Below are 21,065 nucleotides of genomic sequence, written 5' to 3' on the forward strand. Positions count from 1 at the left end.
GCGCCGGAGGCACGAAACCTGAGCGTCGATGGGCCGTTCGGCCGACACCCGGCGTGGGGGGCCCGGGTGAGGGAGTCCTAGACTCAGCCCGTGCGCACGTGTCCGAACTGCGGTGAGTCCAACCCCGATCGCGCACGGTTCTGCCTGGCGTGCGGGAGCGCGATCGGCGGAGGCAGCGATGAGGAACGCAAGGTCGTCACCGTGCTCTCCTGCGATCTCGTCGGGTTCACCCAGCGCAGCGATCGCGCGGATCCCGAGGACGTGAAGGACACGCTGCGGACCTTCCACGCACGGCTCAAGCGTGAGATCGAGGACATCCAGGGAACCGTCGACCAGTTCATCGGCGACGCCGTGATCGGGGTGTTCGGCGCGCCCGTCGCACATGAGGACGACCCCGAGCGGGCGATCCGGGCGTCGCTGCGGATCCTGGAGGCGATCGCGGACCTGAACGAGGGCGACCCGGACCGGGAGCTGTCGGTGCGGATCGGGATCGAGTCGGGCGAGGCGCTCGTCGCGCTCGGCGGCCCGGACACCAACGCTCCCCTCGTCACGGGCGACGTCGTCGCACGCGCGAACCGGCTGCAGTCCCAGGCCCCACCCGACGGCATCCTCGTCGGAGCGCGCGCCTACGAGTCGGCCGCGCCGAACTTCGAGTGGGACGCACCCGACGAGATGGCCGAAGGCATGGCCTGGATCCCCCGTTCGGCGCGCTCGCTCCCCGGCACCGATCCACGCCGACGCCAGTCGACGCCGCTCGTGGGACGGGTCGAGGAGCTCGCCCTGCTGAAGGCCGCCTACCGGCGAACGGTGCGCGAGGCGACCGTGCAGTTGGTGACGCTCGCCGGCGAGCCCGGCATCGGCAAGAGCCGCATGATCGCCGAGCTTGCTTCCTACCTCGATGAGCTCCCGGAGTTGATCCGCTGGCGCAAAGGCCGGTGCCTTCCCTACGGGGACGGCGTCAGCTTCTGGGCGCTCGGGGAGATCGTGAAGCAGGAGGCGGGCATCCTCGAGTCCGACGACCCCGAGCTGGCCGGCAAGAAGCTCCGTGGTGCGGTCGACGCCGTGTTCGCCGACGACCAGGACGCCGGATGGATCGCCGGCCGTCTCTCACCCTTGGTCGGACTCGGCACCGACGAGAGCGGAGACCGTGAGTCGGCCTTCGTCGCGTGGCGCCGGTTCCTGGAAGCGCTCGCGGCGGATGCACCGACCGTCCTCGTGGTCGAGGACATCCACTGGGCCGACGCGGCGATGCTCGAGTTCGTCGACGGCCTCGTCGACCGGCTCGCCGGCGTTCCGCTGCTCGTCGTCTGCGCGGCACGGCCCGAGCTGTTCGCCCAGCAACCGGGGTGGGGCGGCGGCAAGCGGAACTCCTCGACCGTGTCGCTGTCGCCGCTGACCGACGCCGAGACACAGATGCTGTTGATCGCGACCCTCGACGAGCCCCCTCCGCCCGAGGCGGCGTCCGCGATCCTCGACCGTGCCGGCGGCAACCCCCTGTACGCGGAGGAGTTCGCACGGATGGTCGCCGAGCGGGGCGAGACCGGCGGTGCGATCCCCGTGCCGCCGACCGTGCAGGCGCTGATCGCCGCGCGGATCGATGCGCTCGAGCCCGAACCGAAGGCCTTGCTGCACGACGCCGCCGTGCTCGGTCGCGAGTTCTGGCCCTCGGCGCTCGCGGCGATGGGCGGCCGGCCCGAGGACGAGATCGTCGATCGCCTCCGGGAGATCGTGCGGAAGGAGCTGGTGCGTCCGCGCCGGACGTCGCGGATCCGCGGACAGCGCGAGTACACCTTCTGGCACGCGATCGTCCGCGATGTCGCGGAGTCACAGATCCCGCGCGCCGACCGCGCCCAGAAGCACCTCGCGGCAGCGCGCTGGATCGAAACGGTCACGGGCGAGCGCCTCGCCGATCAGGCGGATGCGCTCGCACACCATTACCGAAGCGCCCTCGAGCTCACCCCTGCCAACGAGCCGTCGCGCCCGGGGCTGCGAGCCAAGACGGCCCAGGCGCTGACGTTGGCGGGCGATCGCGCGATGCGCCTCGACGGGGTCCGCGCCGAGCGGACCTACACCGAGGCGCTGGAGCTGCTCCCCGACGAGGATCCCGACCGGGCTCGCCTGTCGGTGAAGGCTGCGAACGCCGCCGAGCTCGTCGGCAACTTCGAGGTCGCGAGCCGCCGGTTCCGGGAGGCGATCGAGCGGTTCCGCGCTGCGGGCGACCGGCTCGCCGTCGGAGAGGCGACGGCGCTGCTCGGCCGTGCGGTGGGGATCCAGGCGCGCGGCGACGAGGGGATGGCGCTGCTGCAGGAGGCCGTCGCCCTGCTGTCCGACGAGGCGCCGGGACCCGAGCTCGTGCTCGCCACATCGCGTCTGTCGGGTCAATGCCTGATCGCCGGCCGCTACGAGGAGGGGCTCGGACATGCGCGGCGCGCGCTCGACCTCGCGCAGGAACTCGGACTCGAGGCCGAGGAGGTGCGTGCGCTGCAGTACCGCGGCGCACTCCGGGTCGAGCTCGGCGATACCGACGGTCTGGAGGATCTGCGGCACGCGCTCGACCTTGCGCTCGAGCGAGGGTTCGGCGACGAAGCCGCGATCGCGTGGGGGAACCTCGCGTACGAGACCTGGCTCCACGAGGGGCCGCGCACCGCCGTGCCGATCTGGCGCGCGGCCGACGCGTTCAGCAGCGAGCGCGGCTACCCGGCGCACCACCGCTGGTCGCAGGCGGGACAGCTCGAGTGCCTCTACGACCTGCTGGCGTGGGACGAGGGACTCGCGATCGCCCGCGACATGGCGAGCTGGGACGCCGAGCACGGCCGGAGCCAGATCGGTCTGTACGCCCGCACCTTCGAGGTGAGCGTCCTCACGCTCCGCCAGCAGACGGACGAGGCAAGCGAGAAGCTCGAGGAACTCCTCCCCCACGCGCGCGAGTCGGGGATGCCCGAGCACGTGGGCATGGCGGCGCTGGCCGCGTCCGCCCTCGCGACCCAACGCGAGGACCGAGGGTCCGCGCTGGCGTTCCTCGACGAGTTCGCGTCGGCGACGCAGGACGCGGGCGACTTCCGCGCGAACAACCTTCCGTCGGTGATCCGCGTCCTGATCCAGATCGGAGCGATCGACCGGATCGACGGGTTCCTGATCCCCGAGGAGAACGTCTCGTCCCCGCGGCACCGCCTCGCGATCGCGACGGCATGGGCGATGCGGTCCCTGTTCAGGCGCGAGCTCGACGACGCGGTCCCACGGCTCGAGGACGTCCGCGAACGGTGGCGCCGGATGGACGTGTCGATCGAGGAGGCGCTGGCCGCGGCAGCGCTCGGACAGGCCTATGCGCTCTCCGGCCGCGGGAGCGACGCGTCCGAGGCCTTCGGCAGCTCGAAGCAGCTCCTCGCGATCGGGGATGCGCGATGGCCACTCGCGGTGATCGGAGCACTCGAGCGATCCGTGCTCCAGGGCGAGCCCGACGCGGCCCGTGATGCGCCACGGATGAAGCGATGAGCGGTGGCAATCGGCTCGCAACGCAGACGAGTCCCTACCTGTTGCAGCACGCGGACAACCCCGTCGACTGGCAACCGTGGGACGAGGAGGCGCTCGACCGCGCGCGTCGAGAGGACAAGCCGCTGCTCGTCTCGATCGGGTACGCGGCCTGCCACTGGTGCCACGTGATGGAGCGCGAGTCGTTCGAGGACGAGGACACGGCCGCGCTCATGAACGAGCACTTCGTCAGCATCAAGGTCGACCGTGAGGAACGTCCGGACGTCGATGCGATCTACATGGACGCTGTGCAGGCGATGACCGGCCATGGTGGCTGGCCGTTGACAGCCTTCTGCACGCCCGACGGCGCACCCTTCTATTGCGGCACGTACTTCCCGCCGCAGGACCGGCCCCCGATGCCGTCGTTCCGACGGGTGCTGACCGGGATCGCCGAGGCGTGGACCGAACGGCGCGACGAGCTCGTCGCGCAGGGGACGTCGGTCGTCGAGGCAATCGGCGGCGCGAACGCGCTCACGGCCGACGACGATCCGCTCGACGAGCGGTTGCTCACCGACGCCCTCGCGACGCTGCACCGAACGTTCGACCCGGACTGGGGAGGGTTCGGTGGCGCTCCGAAGTTCCCCCAGCCGATGACGCTGGAGCTGCTGCTGCGGCGCGCCGCGACCGGAAACGACGAGGCCCGACGGATGGCCACCGTGACGATGGACCGGATGGCCGCCGGCGGGATGTACGACCAGCTCGGTGGCGGGTTCGCCCGGTACTCGGTCGACGAACGCTGGCACGTCCCGCACTTCGAGAAGATGCTCTACGACAACGCACAGCTCGCGCGCCTGTACACGTCGGGGTGGAGGCTGACCGCCGACGACGCCTACCGGGGCGTCGCGACCGCGACGCTGGAGTTCCTGCTCCGCGAGATGCAGCACGCGGAGGGCGGGTTCTTCTCCTCACAGGACGCCGACAGCGAGGGCGTCGAGGGCACCTTCTACGTGTGGACGTGGGACGAGCTCGTGGCGCGCACCTCCGAGACGGTCGCGTTCACCTTCGGCGCGCTCCCCGAGGGGAACTGGCCCGAGGGCGGTCCGGGCGCCAACGTGCTCTGGCGACCGGTGCCGCTGGAGGCGATCGCGCGCGAGCGTGAGATCCCCGTCGATCGTCTCGCGGCCGAGGTCGAGCGGGCGCGGTCGATCCTGCTGGCGGCGCGCGAGGAGCGGGTCCGTCCCGCGACCGACGACAAGATCCTCGCGGGATGGAACGGTCTCGCGATCGGAGCGCTCGCCGAGGCCGGCCGCGCCTTCGACGAGGCTCGTTACGTGGACGCGGCGGTGCGCGCGGCAACGTTCGTCACGACGCGCCTTCGCCGCGACGACGGGAGGCTGCTGCGCTCGTGGCGCGAGGGCAACGCGCAGGTCCCGGCCTTCTCCGACGACCACGCCCTGCTCGCAGACGGACTGCTGACCCTGTACGAGGCGACCGGCGATGTGCGTTGGTTCGTCGAGGCGCGCGGGCTCGCGAACGCCTTGCTGGATCTGTTCAACGACGCCGATCGCGGGGGGTTCTTCCAGACCGGCGCGGATGCCGACGCGCTCGTGCTGCGACCGAAGGAGCTGACCGACAACGCGGTTCCGAGCGGGAACTCCGTCGCCGCCCGGATGCTGCAGCGGCTCGCCCTGCTCACCGGCGAAACCCGATACGAGGAAGCGGCCCTCGGCGCGCTGCGCCTGGTTCGCGACCACATGGCGCGCTGGCCCGGCGGGTTCGGCGAGGCCCTGTGCGCCGTCGACCTGCACGCGTCGCGGTCTCCCGAGATCGCGATCGTCGGCGAACCGGACGCGGAGGCCACTCGAGCGCTGATCGCGGTCGTGGACGAGGCCTACCGTCCCAACCGGGTGCTGGCCGTCGCCGACCCGGGCGATCGCGTCGCGATCGAGGCGGTCGGGTTGCTCCGGGAGCGCGTGCAGCTGGGGGACCGTCCGACCGCGTACGTGTGCGAGCGCTTCACCTGCTCGCTGCCCGTCACCGAGCCCGACCAGCTCCGACAGCAGCTCGCGGATACCCGATAGGCTCGGGCGCCATGGCCGATGCCACGACACCCGCGATCGGGGACCCTGCCCCCGACTTCGCGCTCTCGGACCAGCATGGCAAGCAGATCGCCCTGCATAACTACCGAGGCCACAAGCTGCTGATCTACTTCTATCCGGAGGCGGACACGCCCGGATGCACGACGCAGGCTCGGGCGGTGCACGATGCGAAGGAGGACCTCGACACGCTCGGGGTCGGCGTCGTCGGGATCAGCCCGGACACGCCGGCGGAGCAGCGCGCGTTCGACGAGAAGTACGGACTCGGGTTCCCATTGCTGGCCGACGAGGATCACGCGGTCGCCGAGGCCTACGAGGTATGGGGGCCGAAGAAGCTGTACGGGCGCGAGTACGACGGGGTGATCCGCTCGGCGTTCCTCGTCGACGAGGAGGGAGTGATCGCCGGATCGTGGCCCAAGGTCAGCCCGGCGGAGACGGTCCCCAAGGCCCTCCGCCGCCTGACCGAGCTGACCGCCGACTAGCTCGCCCCGATCCCCGATCGCGAAGGAAACGCGAGGCACTATGCTGCCGGCTCCAGGCGTTCACCGACAGAAAGGCCGTTCGATGACCACCGCCACCTTCGTCACGAACAAGGGCTCGTTCACCGCCGAGCTGCTGCCCGACCACGCACCGGTCACGGTCGAGAACTTCGTCGGCCTCGCGAGCGGCTCCAAGGAGTGGACCGACCCGCGCGACGGCGAGCGCAAGAGCGAGCCCCTCTACGACGGAACGACCTTCCACCGCGTGATCGACGGCTTCATGATCCAGGGCGGCGACCCCACGGGCACGGGGATGGGCGGGCCGGGCTACACCTTCGAGGACGAGGTCTCGGCCGACGGACCATCGTTCGACCGCCCCGGTCTGCTCGCGATGGCGAACGCGGGACCGGGCACGAACGGCTCTCAGTTCTTCGTGACGACCGGCCCGACGCCCCACCTGACCGGGCGGCACACGATCTTCGGGGAGGTCACCGACGGCTACGAGGTCGTCGACGCGATCGCGAAAACGCCGACGGGCTCCCAGGACCGGCCCGCGGACGACGTCGTCCTCGAGCGCGTGGAGATCTCCTAGCCACCCCTGCGGGGGAGCGGGTTCCACCCTCCGGGGTGATGGGCTGAGCGTAGGTCGGTTCCTAGACTGGCGCTCACCAGCGGCGACGCCCTATACTTCGGCCCTCGTTTGAACGACCGTTCAGGCTGACAGGCAGAGCGCCTCGCGCCCCGAGCCGCTCGCCGCAACCCTAGGAGGGGGAACCGTCATGGCCGAGACCACCACCATCCCGGCGCTGAACCCGGGTGAGCGACTGCTCGCCGGGCCCGGCCCGTCGAACGTCCACCCCAAGGTGCTCCAGGCGATGCAGCTGCCGATGAACGGCCACCTCGACCCGGACTTCTGGGACATCCTGCTCGACCTCGTCGCGGGCCTTCGCGCCTTGTGGCGACGCGGCGACCAGGGGCTCACGCTCGCGATGTCCTCCTCGGGAAGCTCGGCGATGGAGGCCGGGTTCATGAACCTGGTCGAGCCCGGCGACAAGGTCCTCAGTTGCCACTGGGGATTCTTCGGCTCCCGGCTGAACGACTTCGCCCACCGCGTGGGTGCCGATGTCGTCGAGCTGACCGCCGACTTCGGACAGCTCGTCCCCGTCGAGCGGATCGTCGAGACGGTGAAGGCGAACCCCGACGCGAAGATCGTGTCGATCGTGCACGCGGAGACCTCGACGGGCATCGACTTCCCCCTCGCCGAGCTCTCCACCGCACTGAAGGAGAGCGGTTCGGACGCGTTGCTGTACGTGGACGCGGTCACCTCGCTCGGCGGTCAGCAGGTCGAGGCCGACGCGTGGAGCATCGACTACGGCTATAGCTGTTCGCAGAAGTCCCTCGGGTGTCCCCCGGGCCTCGCGCCGGTCACGATCAGCGACCGGGCGATCGAGCGGATGCGCGGCCACAAGTCGCCGGTCCCCTACTACTACGACTTCGAGGAGCTGGCGAGGTACTGGATCGAGCGGCCGATCACCTATCACCACACGATCCCGATCCTCCAGTACTACGCCCTGTACACGGGCGTGAAGCTCGCACTCGACGAGGGATTGGAGAACCGGTGGCAGCGCGGCGCCGACGCCGGGCGCTACTTCCAGGACCAGATCCGCAAACGCGGCTTCGAGCTGCTCGCCGACCCCGACCACCAGCTCGTGGAGCTGACTGCCGTCAAGGTTCCAGAGGGGATCGATGGCAAGCAGATCCAGCTCCGCCTGCTACGGGAGCACGGCATCGAGGTCGGTGGCGGTCTTGGTCCGAAGGCACCGCCGATCTGGCGGGTCGGTCTGATGGGCGTGAACGCGAACCGCGAGACGGCGGATCGGGTGCTCGCGGCGTTCGACGCCGTCCTCCCCTGACCATGGCCGTACGCGACCGACTGCACCGGAGCGAGCTCGCCGTCCCCGCGTCGAACACGCGGGCGATCGAGAAGGCTCCGACGCTGGGGGCCGACGTCGTCTTCCTCGACCTGGAGGACGCCGTCGCCCCCGACGACAAGGAGCAGGCGCGAGCGAACGCGATCGAGGGTCTGAACACGCTCGACTGGTCCGGCGGCGCCGTCTCGGTGCGGATCAACGGGCTCGATACCCACTACTGCTATCGCGACATCGTCGAGATCGTGGAACAGGCCGGCGACAAGCTCGACACGCTGCTGATCCCGAAGGTCGGAGACCCGAGCGACGTCGAGTTCGTCGCGACGATGCTCGACCAGATCGAGACCGCGAAGGGCCTGCGCCCGATCAACCTGCACATCCTGATCGAGACGGCGCTCGGGATGGCGAACGTCGAGGCGATCGCACAGGCCCGCCCCGACCGGCTCGAGGCGATGGTGTTCGGCGTCGCGGACTACGCGGCGTCGGTGCAGGCACGCACCACGAAGATCGGGGGCGCGAACCCCGACTACAGCGTGTTGACCGACCCGGACGAGGCCGATGCGCGCGAGCGGCACTGGGGCGACCAGTGGCACTACGCGATCAGCCGCATGACGGCCGCGTGCCGCGCGTACGGGCTGCGCGCGATCGACGGTCCGTTCGGCGACTTCGAAGACCCGGACGGGTATCGCTCCGCGGCCCGGCGGGCGGCGGCGCTCGGCTGCGAAGGCAAGTGGGCGATCCACCCGAAGCAGGTCGAGCTCGCGAACGAGGTGTTCTCGCCGAGCGAGGACGAGGTCGATCGCGCCCGGCGGATCCTCGACGCGATGGAGGAGGCCGCCAAGCAGGGCAAGGGCGCCGTGTCGCTCGACGGACGCCTGATCGACGCGGCCTCGACCCGCATGGCCGAGAACCTGATCGCGAAGGTCGAGCAGCTCCGGGCGCGATAGCGGCCGGGAGCGATAGGACGGGACGATGAACATCCACGAGTACCAGGCGAAGGAGCTGCTGAAGGCCTACGGGGTTCCCGTGCCGCCCGGCGAGGTGGCCTACTCCGGCAAGGCCGCGGTTCGCGTGGCGGAGGAGATCGGCGGCAACCGCTGGGTCGTGAAGGCGCAGGTGCACGCGGGCGGGCGCGGCAAGGCCGGCGGGGTCCGGCTTGCCGACACGCCTGCCGACATCCGGGCGTTCACCGACGCGATGATCGGTCATCGCCTGGTGACCGTGCAGACCGGCGAGCAGGGCCAGCTGATCCAGCGCGTCCTGATCGAGCGGGCGACGAAGATCGAGCGCGAGATCTACCTCGGGCTCGTGATCGACCGCGTGAGCCAGCGGATCGTCGTGATCGCCTCCGGTGAGGGCGGCGTCGACATCGAACAGATCGCCTCCGAGCACCCGGAGAAGATCCACAAGGAGGTCGTCGACCCGGCGACCGGACTGCTCGACTTCCAGTGTCGCAAGCTCGCGATGGCGATCGGACTCCAGCACCGCATGAGCCCGTTCGTCAAGATCGTGAAGCAGTTCTACCGGCTGTTCCGCGACAAGGACGTCCTGCAGGCCGAGATCAATCCGCTCGTGGTGACCGAGGATGGCGACCTGATCGCGCTCGACTGCAAGATCGGGTTCGACGACAACTCGCTGTTCCGTCAGGGCGAGGTCGCGGAACTGCGTGACTTCGACGAGGAGGACCCGAAGGAGGTCGAGGCGAGCGGTCACGACCTCAACTACATCGCGCTCGACGGCGACGTGGGCTGCATCGTCAACGGCGCGGGCCTGGCGATGGGAACGATGGACGCGATCGCGCACCACGGCGGGCGTCCGGCGAACTTCCTCGACGTCGGCGGCGGCGCGAGCCCGGAGAAGATCGCGAACGCGTTCCGCATCGTGCTGAAGGACCCGGACGTGAAGGTGATCCTCGTGAACATCTTCGCGGGGATCAACCGATGCGACTGGATCGCGACCGGAGTCGTCCAGGCCTCCAAGGACCAGGAGATCGACGTGCCCGTGATCGTCCGTCTCGCGGGGACCAACGTCGAGGAGGGGCGGAAGATCCTCGACGACAGCAGGATGTCACTGATCCAGGCGGCCGACCTGGACGAGGCGGCCCGCAAGGCCGTCGACGCGGTCGCGACCGCCGGGCCCCGCCGCGCACCCGCCCCGGAAGGAGCACCGGCATGAGCGTGTTCGTCGACAAGCACTCGAAGGTCGTGATCCAGGGCTTCACCGGCCAGCACGCGACGTTCCACGCGCAGGAGGCGATGGAGCACGGCACGCAGGTCGTCGGCGGCGTCACGCCCGGCAAAGGCGGCACCACCCACCTGGGGCTGCCGGTGTTTAACAGCGTTGCCGAAGCCGTCCGGGAGACCGGGGCCTCGGTGTCGGGGGTGTTCGTTCCTCCGCAGGTCGCGGTCGACTCGCTGCTCGAGGCGATCGAGGCCGGGATCGAGATCGCGGTCATCATCGCCGACGGCGTGCCGGTGCAGGACATGGTGCGCACCAAGCGCTATCTCACCGGCCGGAACACGACGATCATCGGCCCGAACTCCCCCGGGATCATCACGCCGGGCGAGTGCAAGGTCGGGATCATGCCCAGCCACATCTATTCCAAGGGGCGCGTCGGGGTCGTGTCGCGCTCGGGGACGCTGAACTACGAGGCCGTCTCGCAGATGACCAAGCTCGGACTCGGACAGTCGAGCTGCGTCGGCATCGGCGGCGACCCGGTCAACGGCACCGACTTCAAGACCGTGTTGCAGGCTTTCGAGAACGACGACGACACCGACATCGTCGTGATGATCGGCGAGATCGGTGGTCAGCAGGAGGTCGAGGCGGCTGCGTGGGCAGCGCAGTACATGACCAAACCGCTCGTCTGCTTCATCGCGGGCGTGTCGGCGCCGCGCGGTCGCCGCATGGGGCATGCGGGCGCCGTGATCTCCGGAGACTCCGACACCGCGCAGGCCAAGCTCGACGCGATCGAGGCCCTCGGCCACCACACGGTGCGCAACCCCGCCGAGATCGGTGAGACGGTCGCGAAGGCGGTCGCCGAGTCGGGGGTCGGGCTCGGCGACGGCTCCCGCACGGGTGCCTGAGATGCTCGAGGTCCCGCTCTCCGATCCCGGCTGAACGGAGGTCGACACCGACCCGGACGGTCCGCCATCATGGCGAGTGATGCGAACCCCCCAACGGCTCCTCCTGGTCTGCCTGACCTTCGGCGTCCTCGCTGCGGGCCTGTCGGGTGGCACAGCCGGCGCCGCGAGCACGGTGGTGCTGGTCGGCCCTGTCACGATCTCCCCGGGGGTCGAGTTCACTCGCTACGACGTCGTGCAGAGCGACGGGACGAAGGCCAAGGTCCACGTACTCGAGATCGACCCGTCGACCTCCGCCACGATCGACGTCGGCTACTCGAAACCCAAGCTCCCGGGCAAGGACTACCTGAGCTCCTGGGGTCCAGCACAAGGGGCGGTTGCCGCGATCAACGGGGACTACAGCACGAATGACCGCCCGGACCACCTCTACGTCCAAGACGGCGCCCTGTGGCAGACCGGACCTCGTAAAGGCTCGGCCTTCGGGATGCGACAGGACGAGTCGGCCGCCTACGCGATCGACCCGAAGATCCGCGTCTCGATGGAGACCGAAACCCACACCTCGGTGATCAAGCGGTGGAACAGCGGTGCCCCGGCGAAGTCGGAGATCGCCGGATATTCTCCGGAGGGCGGGTCGATCGAGGATCCGCCGGGCAGGGCGTGTTCCGCGCGACTGGCCCCCGTCGCCGGTTCGTTCCGCTGGGCGAGGGCCCGCAAGGGAACACTCACGAACTACACGGTTCAGGCCCGTCGGTGCAGGGCGGATCCGCTCCCGGAGAAGAACAAGGTCGTGATCACCTCGCGCCGAGGACCGGCGAGCCTGCAGGCCGTGATCAAGGCGCTCGACAAGGGTGAGACGGTCACGATCCGAACCGCGTACGGCATGCCCGGAACGGTCGACGCGATCGGCGGCCAGCCCGTCCTGCTGCGCGAGGGGACGATCCCGACGTTCACGTCGTGCACGAACAACAGCACCCTGTACTGCAAGCACAACCGGACCGCCGTCGGGTTCAACCAAGCATGCGCGGAGCGGACGCCTGGCTGCCGCGTGTACTACGTCGTCGTGGACTCACGCCTGAACGGCTGGTCGAGCGGTATGAACCCGTCGCAGCTCGCGCAGTTCTTCAGGGATGACCTCGGCGCTTGGGGCGCGGTGAATCTCGACGGCGGCGGTTCTTCGGAGATGTGGGTCCAGGCCAACGCCTCGTACCCCGCCGAGACCTGTCAGTTCAAGTCCACGGCGACCGGCTGCTTCGTGAACAGACCGGTCTGGACGAACCAGACGCCCCAGGAGCGCCCGGTCGAGAACGGCTTGTTGGTGAAGGCCGGGGACGATCTGTATCCGACCATCGAAGCCGTTCCCCTCCCCCCGTAGCACCGGCGTAGACTCGCCCGCGTGAAGACCCAGGATCTGCCGGCCCGGTTCCGGGTCGATGGGGGCCGAAACAACATCCTGCCGGGCGTCGACCCGGGCTCGACCGAGGGCACGAACGAGAAGCATGCACGCACCGTCTTGCCGGATCTCGTGGGCGAGCTCGGCGGGCTGCAGGAACGCCTGTGGGCCGAGCACGAGCGGTCGCTGCTGGTCGTGCTCCAGGGGATGGACACCAGCGGCAAGGACGGCACCGTCAAGCATGTCCTCGGCGCGATGAGCCCCGGCGGGATCGCGGTCGCGAACTTCAAGAGGCCCACCCAGGACGAGCTCGCGCACGACTTCCTGTGGCGGATCCGCGCCGAGCTGCCGGGTCCGGGGCAGGTCACGGTCTTCAACCGGTCGCACTACGAGGACATCGTCACGGTGCGCGTGTGGGGCCTCGCACCGGAGAGCAAGTGGCGCCCACGGTTCGAGCAGATCAACGCGTTCGAGGCCGAGCTCGTCGCGGCAGGAACGGCGGTCGTGAAACTGTTCCTGCACATCTCCTACGACGAGCAGCGTAAGCGCCTGCTCGCGAGGCTGGACCGGCCGGACAAGCGATGGAAGTTCGACCACGCGGACCTCGAGGCGCGGCAGCGATGGACCGCGTTCCAGAACGCCTACGAGGAGGCGCTGTCGAGCTGTTCGAGCCCCGAGGCGCCCTGGTACGTGATCCCCGCCGACCACAAGTGGTACCGGAACTGGCTCGTCGCGACGGTGCTGCGGGAGGAGCTGTCGCGGATGGACCCGAGGTACCCGCAGCCCGACCTCGACCTCGACGCCCTCCGCCGGCGGCTTGCGCCCCCGAACTAGCTTCCGGCGGCGAGGGCGGGCACTGGGCGGCTGACCTGCGGATTCGGGAGAGCGAGCGGGTGTTCACCGAAGGTCCATCGGTCGGTACCGAAGGACCAGTAGACACATCGGGTGATCTTCCGCCACTATGTGCGCTCGATGCGTACCCCCCGTTCATACTTCGCGCTCATGCTCGTCGCCCTGGTGGCGCTGGTCGTCCTCCCCGCAGCGCCCGCCCCGGCCGATCCCGCTACGAACGAGCTCGGCCCCGTGGCGGTCGCGCCGGGCGTCACGTTCACCCGCATGAAGTGGGTGAACAACGGCAACACCAGCCGCCCGCTCGTTCTGACGATCGCGCCCTTCGGGAACGATGCGACGATCGACGTCGCCTCCGCGAGCACCAAGATCCTGATGAGCGCGAAGGTTTCGAAGATGGGGACCGACCACAACGCCTGGGGTGCGATCAACGGCGACTTCGGCATCAAGCGCCCCGATCACGTCTTCATCGAGGACGGCAAGATGTGGGGCAGCGGCCTGCAGAACGGCGGCACGATCTTCGGATTCCGTAAGGACGAGGCGAGCGGCTACATCGGCGTCCCGAAGACGCGGCTGTCGTACAAGAGCGGGACCACGATCGTCGACGTGAAGCGATGGAACAGCGGCAAGCCCGGCGCCGGGGAGATCGTCGCCTACTCCCCCGAGGGCGGTCTCCAGGAGCGGCCCCCGACGAACGCGTGCTCGGTCCTGCTGACGGCTCCGGGCAACCACGGGTGGACATCGGGGAAGAAGCTGATCACGCGAACCTACACCGTGAACAAGCGCAAGTGCAGCGAGACGCAGGCGATGGCGGCCCCGTCGGGACAGCAGATCGTCCTGTCGGCCAAGCGCCGCGGCGCCGGCAAGAAGGCCCTCGCCGCGCTGCCGATCGGCGGCACGATCGCCCTGCGCTGGGGAACCGCCGCCGTCGGCGCGGCCGACGTGATCGGCGGCCGCCAGCACATCGTGGCCAACGGAGTGCCGACCGACGAGGTGTTCTGCGACCCCAACGTCGGGGACGACCTGTGCGACGCCAACCCGCGGGCGGGCGTCGGCATGAACGCGGACTGCAAGCCGGGAGGGGACCCCGCCGCCTGCCGCATCTACTACGTCGTCGTCGACGGGCGACAGGGCACCGATTGGTCCCAGGGACTGACGCTCGCGAACTTCGCGAAGTTCATGGACGAGGAGCTCGGGGTCGCCGAGGCCGTCAACCTCGACGGCGGTGGCTCGGCGACGATGTGGGTGCGCAAGGCGAACCTGCCCGCCGGCGCCTGCCAGAACGTGGACGGGGACATCACGACGATCGGCTGCGTCGTGAACCGGCCCAGCACGAACGGCTCGTACATCGTCGAGCGCGGCAGCGAGAACGCGTTCCTCGTGAAGCCCCCGCCCGACGCCTTCCCCGCCGCCGAACCCTCCGGGCTCTGACCCGATGGGTCGCCGCCGCATCCCCGTCGCGCTCCTGCTGACGGCGGCCGTCGTCGGCACGGTGCTCGTCGCGGCCGCCGTCCCGTCCTCGGCCGGGACGCCCTACGGGGCCAAGCGCGTCGTCAGGAACCTCTCGGGTGTCAGCTCCTTCACGTTCGCGCCCGACGGCGACATCTTCTTCACCGAGCGCCTCACGGGGAAGATCCGGCGCTGGGACTCCGCCACGAAGACCAAGTCGCTGTTCGCCACCGTCCCGAAGCTGTCGAGCAGCCAGTTCAACGAGCTCGGTCTCCTCGGGATCGCCCTGCACCCCGACTACCCCGCGACCCCGTCGGTCTACGTCTACGCGACGGTCGTGCGCGATAACGCGATCCGGATGCAGGTGCTGCGCTACACCGACGCGGGCGGCAGCGGGACCGCACGACGCATCGTCAAGGAGTTCGACACGACGGCCGGCGGCGGGCACGTGGGCGGCCGGATCCTCTTCGGCTCCGACGAGCTGCTGTACGTCGTGATCGGCGAGCGGTTCGACCCCACGCTCGCCCAGAACCTCGCCCTCGAGCGCGGGAAGGTGCTCCGATACGACACCGAGACCGACCCCGAGGGCGATCTCACTCCGGCGGGTCTCGACGTGTTCACGAGCGACGCGGATCCGGAGAACGACGCGATCGTGTCGTTCGGCCACCGGAACTCCTTCGGGCTCGGATTCGACCCCGAGAACGGGAACCTGTGGCAGACCGAGAACGGCCCCGAGTGCAACGACGAGCTGAACCTGATCGTCGACGTCGAGAACCCGAACTACGGGTGGGGGCCGAACGGGAAGTGCTCGACGCCTCCGGCCCGCCCGCTGAACACGAACAACAGCGGACCGACGCCGCGGATCCTTCCCGAGAAGTATTGGCGGACCACGATCGCCCCGACCGGGATCGCGTTCTGCGACGGATGCGCGCTCGACGCGGGCGCCGAGGGCGCCGCGTTCGTGGGTGACTTCAACACCGGCACCCTGCGACGGGTCGCGCTCGACGCCGGACGGGACGACATCGCCTCGATCACGACCGCCTACCGGCACACCCGGCAGATCCTCTCGATCGAACGCGGCATCGACGGCCGGCTGTACTTCTCCGACGGCAGGACGATCTTCCGCGTGCGCCTCGGGGTCTAAGCCCGGCACCGTTTCCCCCTCCGTGACGCACGTCACGGAACCGATCTGAGCGCCGTGCGAGGATCTCCTCCTCCTCGTTCCTCCCCTCGCTCGTCCCCCCGCGATCGGTCACGGTTCAGCTCGGCGTGCCGACCTGCCGATACCTCCCCGAACGGTTCGCGAGGCGGTCGCGGACGATCCGATTCATCCCCCGATAGGAGGCGGACGGGGTATGCGTGGTTGTGTACGGGTAGTGGCGCTGGGGCTCATCTGCATCTTGGCGGTTCCGGGCATCGACACGGCCCTCGCCGATCAGGCGGACGTCGCCGAGACGCGACTGCGGCGGATCGAGCAGCGGATCGATCGGCACCGCACGCAGCGACGGATCGAGCGCAGGCAGTTCAGGGTGTCGACCCGGCGCGCCGCGCATGCCACGCGGCGGGTCCGCACGCGCGTCGTGCACGCCCGCAGGGTCGCGATGCGCGCACCCGTGCAGGCGCCGGTGCTCGAGCCGCGGATCCGAGCGGCCGTTCGGCGTCGAGACGAGCTCGAAGCGCAACGGCGAGGATCGCGGGCCCGCCTGGCGCGCCATCGCGCGGCGGTCCGGCGGCTCCGCTCCACGGCACGCACGACCTCCGCCCTTCTCTCACGCCTCCGGCCGATCGGGATCTGCCCCGTGCAGGCCGCGACGGCGATCTCCGACGACTTCGGAGCCGCACGCTGGGACGACGGGCACACGCATCAGCATCAGGGCAACGACGTCGCGGCCGCCTTCGGTGCGCCGGTGGTAGCACCCTTCGACGGGGTGGCGGCGGCGAGCCGGAGCGATCTGGGTGGCTTGACGGTGCGCGTGACGGGGGCCCGGGGATACGTCGCGAACGCGCACCTGTCGCGCTACGGCACCCTGGGCTCCGTGCGCGCGGGGACGGTCGTGGGCTACGTGGGAACGACCGGGAACGCGCAGGGGCCGCACGTTCACTTCGAATGGCATCCGGGCGGCGGCGGCGCGATCGACCCCCACGACGCGCTCACACAGGTCTGTCCGGGATAGGGGGGTTCCCAGCTCGGGGTGCGATGAGGCAGGATGCTGCCCAGTGCCCCTTGCGCCCGTCCCCCGTCGGGCGAAGCGAACCGGATCTCTCCCGCACCCTCGCGCCGCCTCTTCCCCGGCCACGCGTCGGTCTGGGTCAGCACGCCGGCCCTCCGCCTCGCTTCAGCCACAGCCGACGCCCGCCGATGTGGGTGAGATGCGGGGCTGGGTCCTCAGGAGCTGGACGTTCGTGGCGGTCCTCGCCGTCGGGGCGGCGATCGGCGCACCCCTGGCCGGCGTCGCCGCCGGTCCCGAGCCCCGCGCGGAGAACCGAGCGCCGGCCGAGCGGCTCGAGGTGGCCGAGGCCGGTTCCCCGGCGCGGACGGTCTCCCCGGTGGTCCCTATTGAGGGCTCGAACAACGGTCGCGAGCGCCGGCCGAAGCCCGAGCCACACCTGTTCGTTCGCGTCCCACGCGACCTCGCCCTGACGTCCCGGCCGGGCGGAGGACGTATCGTCGGCACCGTTCCCGACGGGTCGCGCTTCTACGACGTTCCCACGATGGCCTGGGTACAACAGGTGAGTGAGGACGGGCGCTTCGGCCGTCTCGCCGTTCCCTACGGGAACGGCGACGGATGGATGCGGCTCGACGGTCTGCGTCGCGGCACGACCTGGGTGGAGGCCCACGTCGACCTGTCCGATCGGCGCCTCACGCTCGAGAAACGAGACAAGGTCGTGTTCCGCACACGGAGCGCGATCGGTGCGTCGGTGTCACCCACGCCGCCGGGGCGCTACTTCGTCACCGACCGGATCCCGTTCGACCCCGGAAGCTCGCTCGGCCGTTTCGCGTTCGGGATCTCGGGCATCCAGCCCAACCTGCCCCCGGGATGGAGCGGTGGCGACCAGCTCGCGATCCACGGCACGAACGTTCCGAGCTCGATCGGGCAGGCGGCGAGCGCGGGGTGCATGCGGGTCTCGGCGTCCGCGCTCGAGCGGCTGAAGCCGTTCCTGCGCCTGGGCACACCGGTGATCGTCTCCCGGTAGCATCGACCGCGATGCGCGCACGAGAGCTCGGGATCGAGATCGGGGACGGCACACCAGGCCCGCTCAACGCGATCACCGACGTACCCGGGGGTCGGCATCGGTCACACGACCTTGATCGAAGGTGAGGGCTCCCTGCACGTCGGATCCGGCCCGATCCGGACCGGCGTGACCGTCATCGTCCCCCATGCGGAGGTGGGAACGCGTCCGGTGTTCGCGGGCGCGCACCGGCTCAACGGCAACGGCGAGATGACCGGCCTCGAGTGGGTACGGGAATCGGGGATGCTGACGACGCCGATCGCGCTCACGAACACCCACAGCGTCGGCGTCGTCCGCGACGCGCTGGTCGCGGCCGACGTGAACAGGCGAGGCGCGAGCGAGATCTTCTGGAGCCTGCCGGTCGTCGGTGAGACGTGGGACGGCATGCTCAACGACATCAACGGGATGCACGTGCGCGCCGGCCACGTGCACGACGCTCTGGAACAGGCGACGGGTGGGGTGCCGTCCGAGGGCGGGGTCGGCGGCGGCACCGGGATGATCTGCCACGACTTCAAGGGCGGCATCGGCACTGCGTCCCGCGTCGTCTCGGGGGCCGCGGGTGGGTTCTCCGTCGGTGTGCTGGTGCAGGCGAACCACGGCAGGCGCGAACGCCTGACGATCAACGGGGTTGGGGTCGGCGAGGAGATCGGACGCGACGAGGTGCCGTTCCCGGAGGACTCGCTCCCATCGGACGCATCGGCGGCCGGCTCGGGGATGCCCGGCATGTCGGGCGCCGGATCGATCATCGTGGTCGTCGGAACCGATGCACCCCTGCTGCCGCACCAGTGCGAGCGGTTGGCGCAGCGAGCGGGGTTCGGGATCGCCCGGACCGGCGGGGTCGGCGAGATGACGAGCGGGGACCTGTTCCTGTGCTTCGCGACCGGGAACGCCGGCCGTCTGTCGAACTACAAGGTCGGCGCGGAGCCGGTGCGCCTCCCGCTGGAGATGCTCTCGGACCTGGTGATCACCGAGTACTACGACGCCGTGATCGAGGCGACCGAGGAGGCGATCGTGAACGCGCTCGTCGCCGGGGCGACGATGACCGGGCGCGACGGGGTCACGGTCCACGGTCTGCCGAACGACCGGCTCGCCGGGCTGCTGAACTAGCGGAGGAGCTCCCGCAACGCCGGCTCGAGGTGCGGATGACGGAACACGAAGCCGTCGTCCAGCAGCCGGCGCGGCACGATCCGCTCGCTCGACAACAGCACCTCACGGGCCCGCTGGCGGCCGGCCACGAGCTCCAGGGCAGGCGACGGGATCCACCAGAACGAGGGTCGGCGGAGCACACGGCCGAGCACCGTCGCGTACTCACGGTTCGTGACCGGGTTCGGCGCGGTGACGTTGATCGGTCCGGCGAGCGCGTTCCGCTCGAGAACGTGGACGATCGCGGCAACCTCGTCGTGGATCGAGATCCAGCTCGTCCACTGGCGGCCGGATCCGAACCGTCCTCCGCCCAAGGCCTTGAACTGCAGCACCTGGTACGGCAGGAGACCACCCTCGGTGCTGAGCACCACGCTGGAGCGCAGCAGCGCGAGGCGGATGCCGGCCTCGGCCACGGGCTCGGCCGCCGCCTCCCACGCGGCGCACACCTCGGCCCGGAACCCGGTGCCCGGCGGGGTGGACTCGGTGATGACCTCGTCCCCGCGATCACCGTACGCACCCGATGCCGACGCGCTCAGCAGGCTCGACGGCGGCCGTTGCAGCCCCGCGAGCGTGCGGGCGATCAGCGCGGTTCCGCGGACGCGACTCTCCTTGATCGCTCGCTTGCCCTTCGCGGACCACCGCGTATCGCCGATACTGACACCGGCGAGATGGATCACGGCCGCGATGCCCTCGAGCCCTGCGGCGTCGATCGTCCCGGCGTCCGGATCCCACGCGAGCGTGTCGCCCCCCCGCGCCTCGGTCTCGGGCCGCACCAGCCGCACCACCCGATGTCCGTCTCGCTCGAGCGCGGGCGCGAGCGCGGTTCCGAGCAGACCGCTGGACCCGGTCAGAGCGACGTCCACCGCGCTACGAGCCCGGACGATCGGGAGGAGCGAAAGCGAACACCGCGTCGCGGACCATCGACCAGCCGAGGAGACCGAAGGTGACGAAGCCCAACCCGTTCGCGACCCCGTGCATCTGGACCATCCGATCGATCGAGAGGGTCGATGTCCCGGTCCACTGCCCGAAGGCGTAGTGGACGGCCAGCGCCATCCCCACCACGACCGAGAGCGACGAGACCACGAGCAACACGCTGCCTCCCGCCGGGAGCCGCAGCTCTCGGAGGCCGCCGGCCGTGATCGCCGCGACCGCGAGGAACGACAGCGCGAGCACGATGGCCCCGACGGTGGACAGGAACGGAGCGTCGAACGTGAAGCCCGCGGCCGTGATCGGCATCCCCACGACCGCTCCGACCGCGGCGGCGCTCGCGACGGCGGACGAGCGGGTCCCCGGTCGCAACGCCCGCACCAAGAGCCACGCGAGGACGATGCCTCCGAATCCCGCGACGTGGAAGTGGGTCGCGGTCAGGGCCACGATATCGTCCGACAGATCGAACGGCTGCAGACCGAACCGCCAGAGGACGAACCAGTCCGCACCGACGAACAGGTAGATCAGCGCCACCGACGGAGCGAGCACGGAGGCCCGGAGGGAGCGCTTCGAACCGATCCAGAAGAGGCCGGCGAGCGCGGCGAACCCCGTCGGTGCGAGCCAGCCGAGGGCGAGGATCCCCGACAGCACCCCCGGCGCGAAGAGCATCGCCACCACGAGGGCGACCAGGCCGAAGGGCCACGAGAGGTAGGCGATCGCGATCCAGGCCTCGGCCCCGCCCGGAGCTCCCGAGCGCAGATCCCCGAGCATGCCGAACGCGAGCGGGACGATGACGCACGGTCCGAGCAGGAACACGACTTCCAGCAGACCGAGACGCTCCTCGAGCGGGCCGAGGGAGAGCAGGGCGAGCACGGACCACACGAGCGCCCCCGCGAGCACCGGCACCGACGGCGGGCTTGCGACGACCGGACCGGGAGATGCCGCGTCACTCACGCGGGAACCCTACCCTGAGGGGCACGGGGTGTGAGCACGGAAGAGGGGTTGGGAACCACACGCCCCGCGGC

The 21,065-nt window shown here is 70.1% G+C and carries 16 protein-coding genes and 1 pseudogene; 15 read left to right on the forward strand and 2 right to left on the reverse strand.

Annotated elements, in window-relative coordinates; genetic code table 11:
- Positions 1-90: 90 nt before the first annotated feature.
- The 15 genes and pseudogenes from WEF05_09180 to WEF05_09250 all read left to right on the forward strand — a co-directional run bounded on the left by WEF05_09180 (position 91) and on the right by WEF05_09250 (position 19,077).
- Entirely contained in the window at positions 91-3,492 is a 3,402-nt protein-coding gene (locus WEF05_09180; GenBank protein MEX1102057.1) for an AAA family ATPase, read from the forward strand.
- A complete protein-coding gene (locus WEF05_09185) occupies positions 3,489-5,549 on the forward strand; it encodes a thioredoxin domain-containing protein (protein MEX1102058.1) in 2,061 nt (686 codons plus the stop codon). The genes WEF05_09180 and WEF05_09185 overlap by 4 nt, the downstream gene beginning before the upstream one ends.
- An 11-nt stretch (positions 5,550-5,560) precedes the next feature.
- Positions 5,561-6,046 carry a thioredoxin-dependent thiol peroxidase gene (gene bcp, locus WEF05_09190; GenBank protein ID MEX1102059.1) on the forward strand — a complete coding sequence of 162 codons (486 nt, stop codon included), beginning with the start codon at positions 5,561-5,563 and terminating at the stop codon, positions 6,044-6,046.
- 82 nt (positions 6,047-6,128) lie between these two features.
- Positions 6,129-6,635, forward strand: coding sequence for a peptidylprolyl isomerase (locus WEF05_09195; GenBank protein MEX1102060.1), 507 nt, complete (start codon positions 6,129-6,131; stop codon positions 6,633-6,635).
- 187 nt (positions 6,636-6,822) lie between these two features.
- On the forward strand, positions 6,823-7,956 hold the full coding sequence (locus tag WEF05_09200) for an aminotransferase class V-fold PLP-dependent enzyme (GenBank protein ID MEX1102061.1): 1,134 nt from the start codon (positions 6,823-6,825) through the stop codon (positions 7,954-7,956).
- A 2-nt stretch (positions 7,957-7,958) separates the two neighbouring features.
- Positions 7,959-8,918, forward strand: coding sequence for a CoA ester lyase (locus tag WEF05_09205; protein ID MEX1102062.1), 960 nt, complete (start codon positions 7,959-7,961; stop codon positions 8,916-8,918).
- A 25-nt stretch (positions 8,919-8,943) separates the two neighbouring features.
- The gene (gene sucC / locus WEF05_09210) at positions 8,944-10,146 is read left to right on the forward strand and encodes an ADP-forming succinate--CoA ligase subunit beta (protein MEX1102063.1); all 1,203 of its coding nucleotides are present in this window, start codon (positions 8,944-8,946) and stop codon (positions 10,144-10,146) included.
- Entirely contained in the window at positions 10,143-11,054 is a 912-nt protein-coding gene (gene sucD, locus WEF05_09215; GenBank protein ID MEX1102064.1) for a succinate--CoA ligase subunit alpha, read from the forward strand. The genes sucC and sucD overlap by 4 nt, the downstream gene beginning before the upstream one ends.
- A gap of 79 nt (positions 11,055-11,133) precedes the next feature.
- Positions 11,134-12,423 carry a phosphodiester glycosidase family protein gene (locus WEF05_09220; protein MEX1102065.1) on the forward strand — a complete coding sequence of 430 codons (1,290 nt, stop codon included), beginning with the start codon at positions 11,134-11,136 and terminating at the stop codon, positions 12,421-12,423.
- A 21-nt stretch (positions 12,424-12,444) separates the two neighbouring features.
- Positions 12,445-13,275, forward strand: a complete 831-nt coding sequence (locus tag WEF05_09225) for a PPK2 family polyphosphate kinase (protein ID MEX1102066.1) — start codon at positions 12,445-12,447, stop codon at positions 13,273-13,275.
- Between the two features lie 138 nt (positions 13,276-13,413).
- Positions 13,414-14,721, forward strand: a complete 1,308-nt coding sequence (locus WEF05_09230) for a phosphodiester glycosidase family protein (GenBank protein MEX1102067.1) — start codon at positions 13,414-13,416, stop codon at positions 14,719-14,721.
- Between the two features lie 4 nt (positions 14,722-14,725).
- Positions 14,726-15,883 (forward strand): PQQ-dependent sugar dehydrogenase, encoded by a 1,158-nt coding sequence (locus WEF05_09235; GenBank protein MEX1102068.1) that lies wholly within the window; start codon positions 14,726-14,728, stop codon positions 15,881-15,883.
- A gap of 211 nt (positions 15,884-16,094) precedes the next feature.
- Positions 16,095-16,913 carry a M23 family metallopeptidase gene (locus WEF05_09240; GenBank protein ID MEX1102069.1) on the forward strand — a complete coding sequence of 273 codons (819 nt, stop codon included), beginning with the start codon at positions 16,095-16,097 and terminating at the stop codon, positions 16,911-16,913.
- Positions 16,914-17,109: 196 nt separating this feature from the next.
- Positions 17,110-17,934 carry a L,D-transpeptidase gene (locus WEF05_09245; protein ID MEX1102070.1) on the forward strand — a complete coding sequence of 275 codons (825 nt, stop codon included), beginning with the start codon at positions 17,110-17,112 and terminating at the stop codon, positions 17,932-17,934.
- A gap of 11 nt (positions 17,935-17,945) precedes the next feature.
- Positions 17,946-19,077, forward strand: a pseudogene (locus tag WEF05_09250) (P1 family peptidase).
- Here WEF05_09250 and WEF05_09255 read toward each other — a convergent pair.
- Both WEF05_09255 and WEF05_09260 read right to left on the reverse strand, forming a co-directional pair.
- The gene (locus WEF05_09255; protein MEX1102071.1) at positions 19,074-19,976 is read right to left on the reverse strand and encodes a TIGR01777 family oxidoreductase; all 903 of its coding nucleotides are present in this window, start codon (positions 19,974-19,976) and stop codon (positions 19,074-19,076) included. The pseudogene WEF05_09250 and the gene WEF05_09255 sit on opposite strands and share 4 nt — an antisense overlap.
- A 4-nt stretch (positions 19,977-19,980) precedes the next feature.
- A complete protein-coding gene (locus tag WEF05_09260; protein MEX1102072.1) occupies positions 19,981-20,994 on the reverse strand; it encodes a YndJ family transporter in 1,014 nt (337 codons plus the stop codon).
- Positions 20,995-21,065: the final 71 nt, after the last annotated feature.

This window comes from Actinomycetota bacterium, assembly GCA_040881665.1.
In the GTDB taxonomy this organism is placed as follows: domain Bacteria; phylum Actinomycetota; class UBA4738; order UBA4738; family HRBIN12; genus JBBDWR01.

What these genes read in the sequence shown, in the direction of transcription:
- WEF05_09220 (MEX1102065.1), top strand. Translation starts at nt 11,134, where the DNA reads ATGCGAACCCCCCAACGGCTCCTCCTGGTCTGCCTGACCTTCGGCGTC.
- WEF05_09245 (MEX1102070.1), top strand. Translation starts at nt 17,110, where the DNA reads ATGCGGGGCTGGGTCCTCAGGAGCTGGACGTTCGTGGCGGTCCTCGCC.
- WEF05_09205 (MEX1102062.1), top strand. Translation starts at nt 7,959, where the DNA reads ATGGCCGTACGCGACCGACTGCACCGGAGCGAGCTCGCCGTCCCCGCG.
- WEF05_09240 (MEX1102069.1), top strand. Translation starts at nt 16,095, where the DNA reads ATGCGTGGTTGTGTACGGGTAGTGGCGCTGGGGCTCATCTGCATCTTG.
- bcp (MEX1102059.1), top strand. Translation starts at nt 5,561, where the DNA reads ATGGCCGATGCCACGACACCCGCGATCGGGGACCCTGCCCCCGACTTC.
- WEF05_09185 (MEX1102058.1), top strand. Translation starts at nt 3,489, where the DNA reads ATGAGCGGTGGCAATCGGCTCGCAACGCAGACGAGTCCCTACCTGTTG.
- WEF05_09230 (MEX1102067.1), top strand. Translation starts at nt 13,414, where the DNA reads ATGCGTACCCCCCGTTCATACTTCGCGCTCATGCTCGTCGCCCTGGTG.
- sucC (MEX1102063.1), top strand. Translation starts at nt 8,944, where the DNA reads ATGAACATCCACGAGTACCAGGCGAAGGAGCTGCTGAAGGCCTACGGG.
- WEF05_09195 (MEX1102060.1), top strand. Translation starts at nt 6,129, where the DNA reads ATGACCACCGCCACCTTCGTCACGAACAAGGGCTCGTTCACCGCCGAG.
- WEF05_09235 (MEX1102068.1), top strand. Translation starts at nt 14,726, where the DNA reads ATGGGTCGCCGCCGCATCCCCGTCGCGCTCCTGCTGACGGCGGCCGTC.
- sucD (MEX1102064.1), top strand. Translation starts at nt 10,143, where the DNA reads ATGAGCGTGTTCGTCGACAAGCACTCGAAGGTCGTGATCCAGGGCTTC.
- WEF05_09200 (MEX1102061.1), top strand. Translation starts at nt 6,823, where the DNA reads ATGGCCGAGACCACCACCATCCCGGCGCTGAACCCGGGTGAGCGACTG.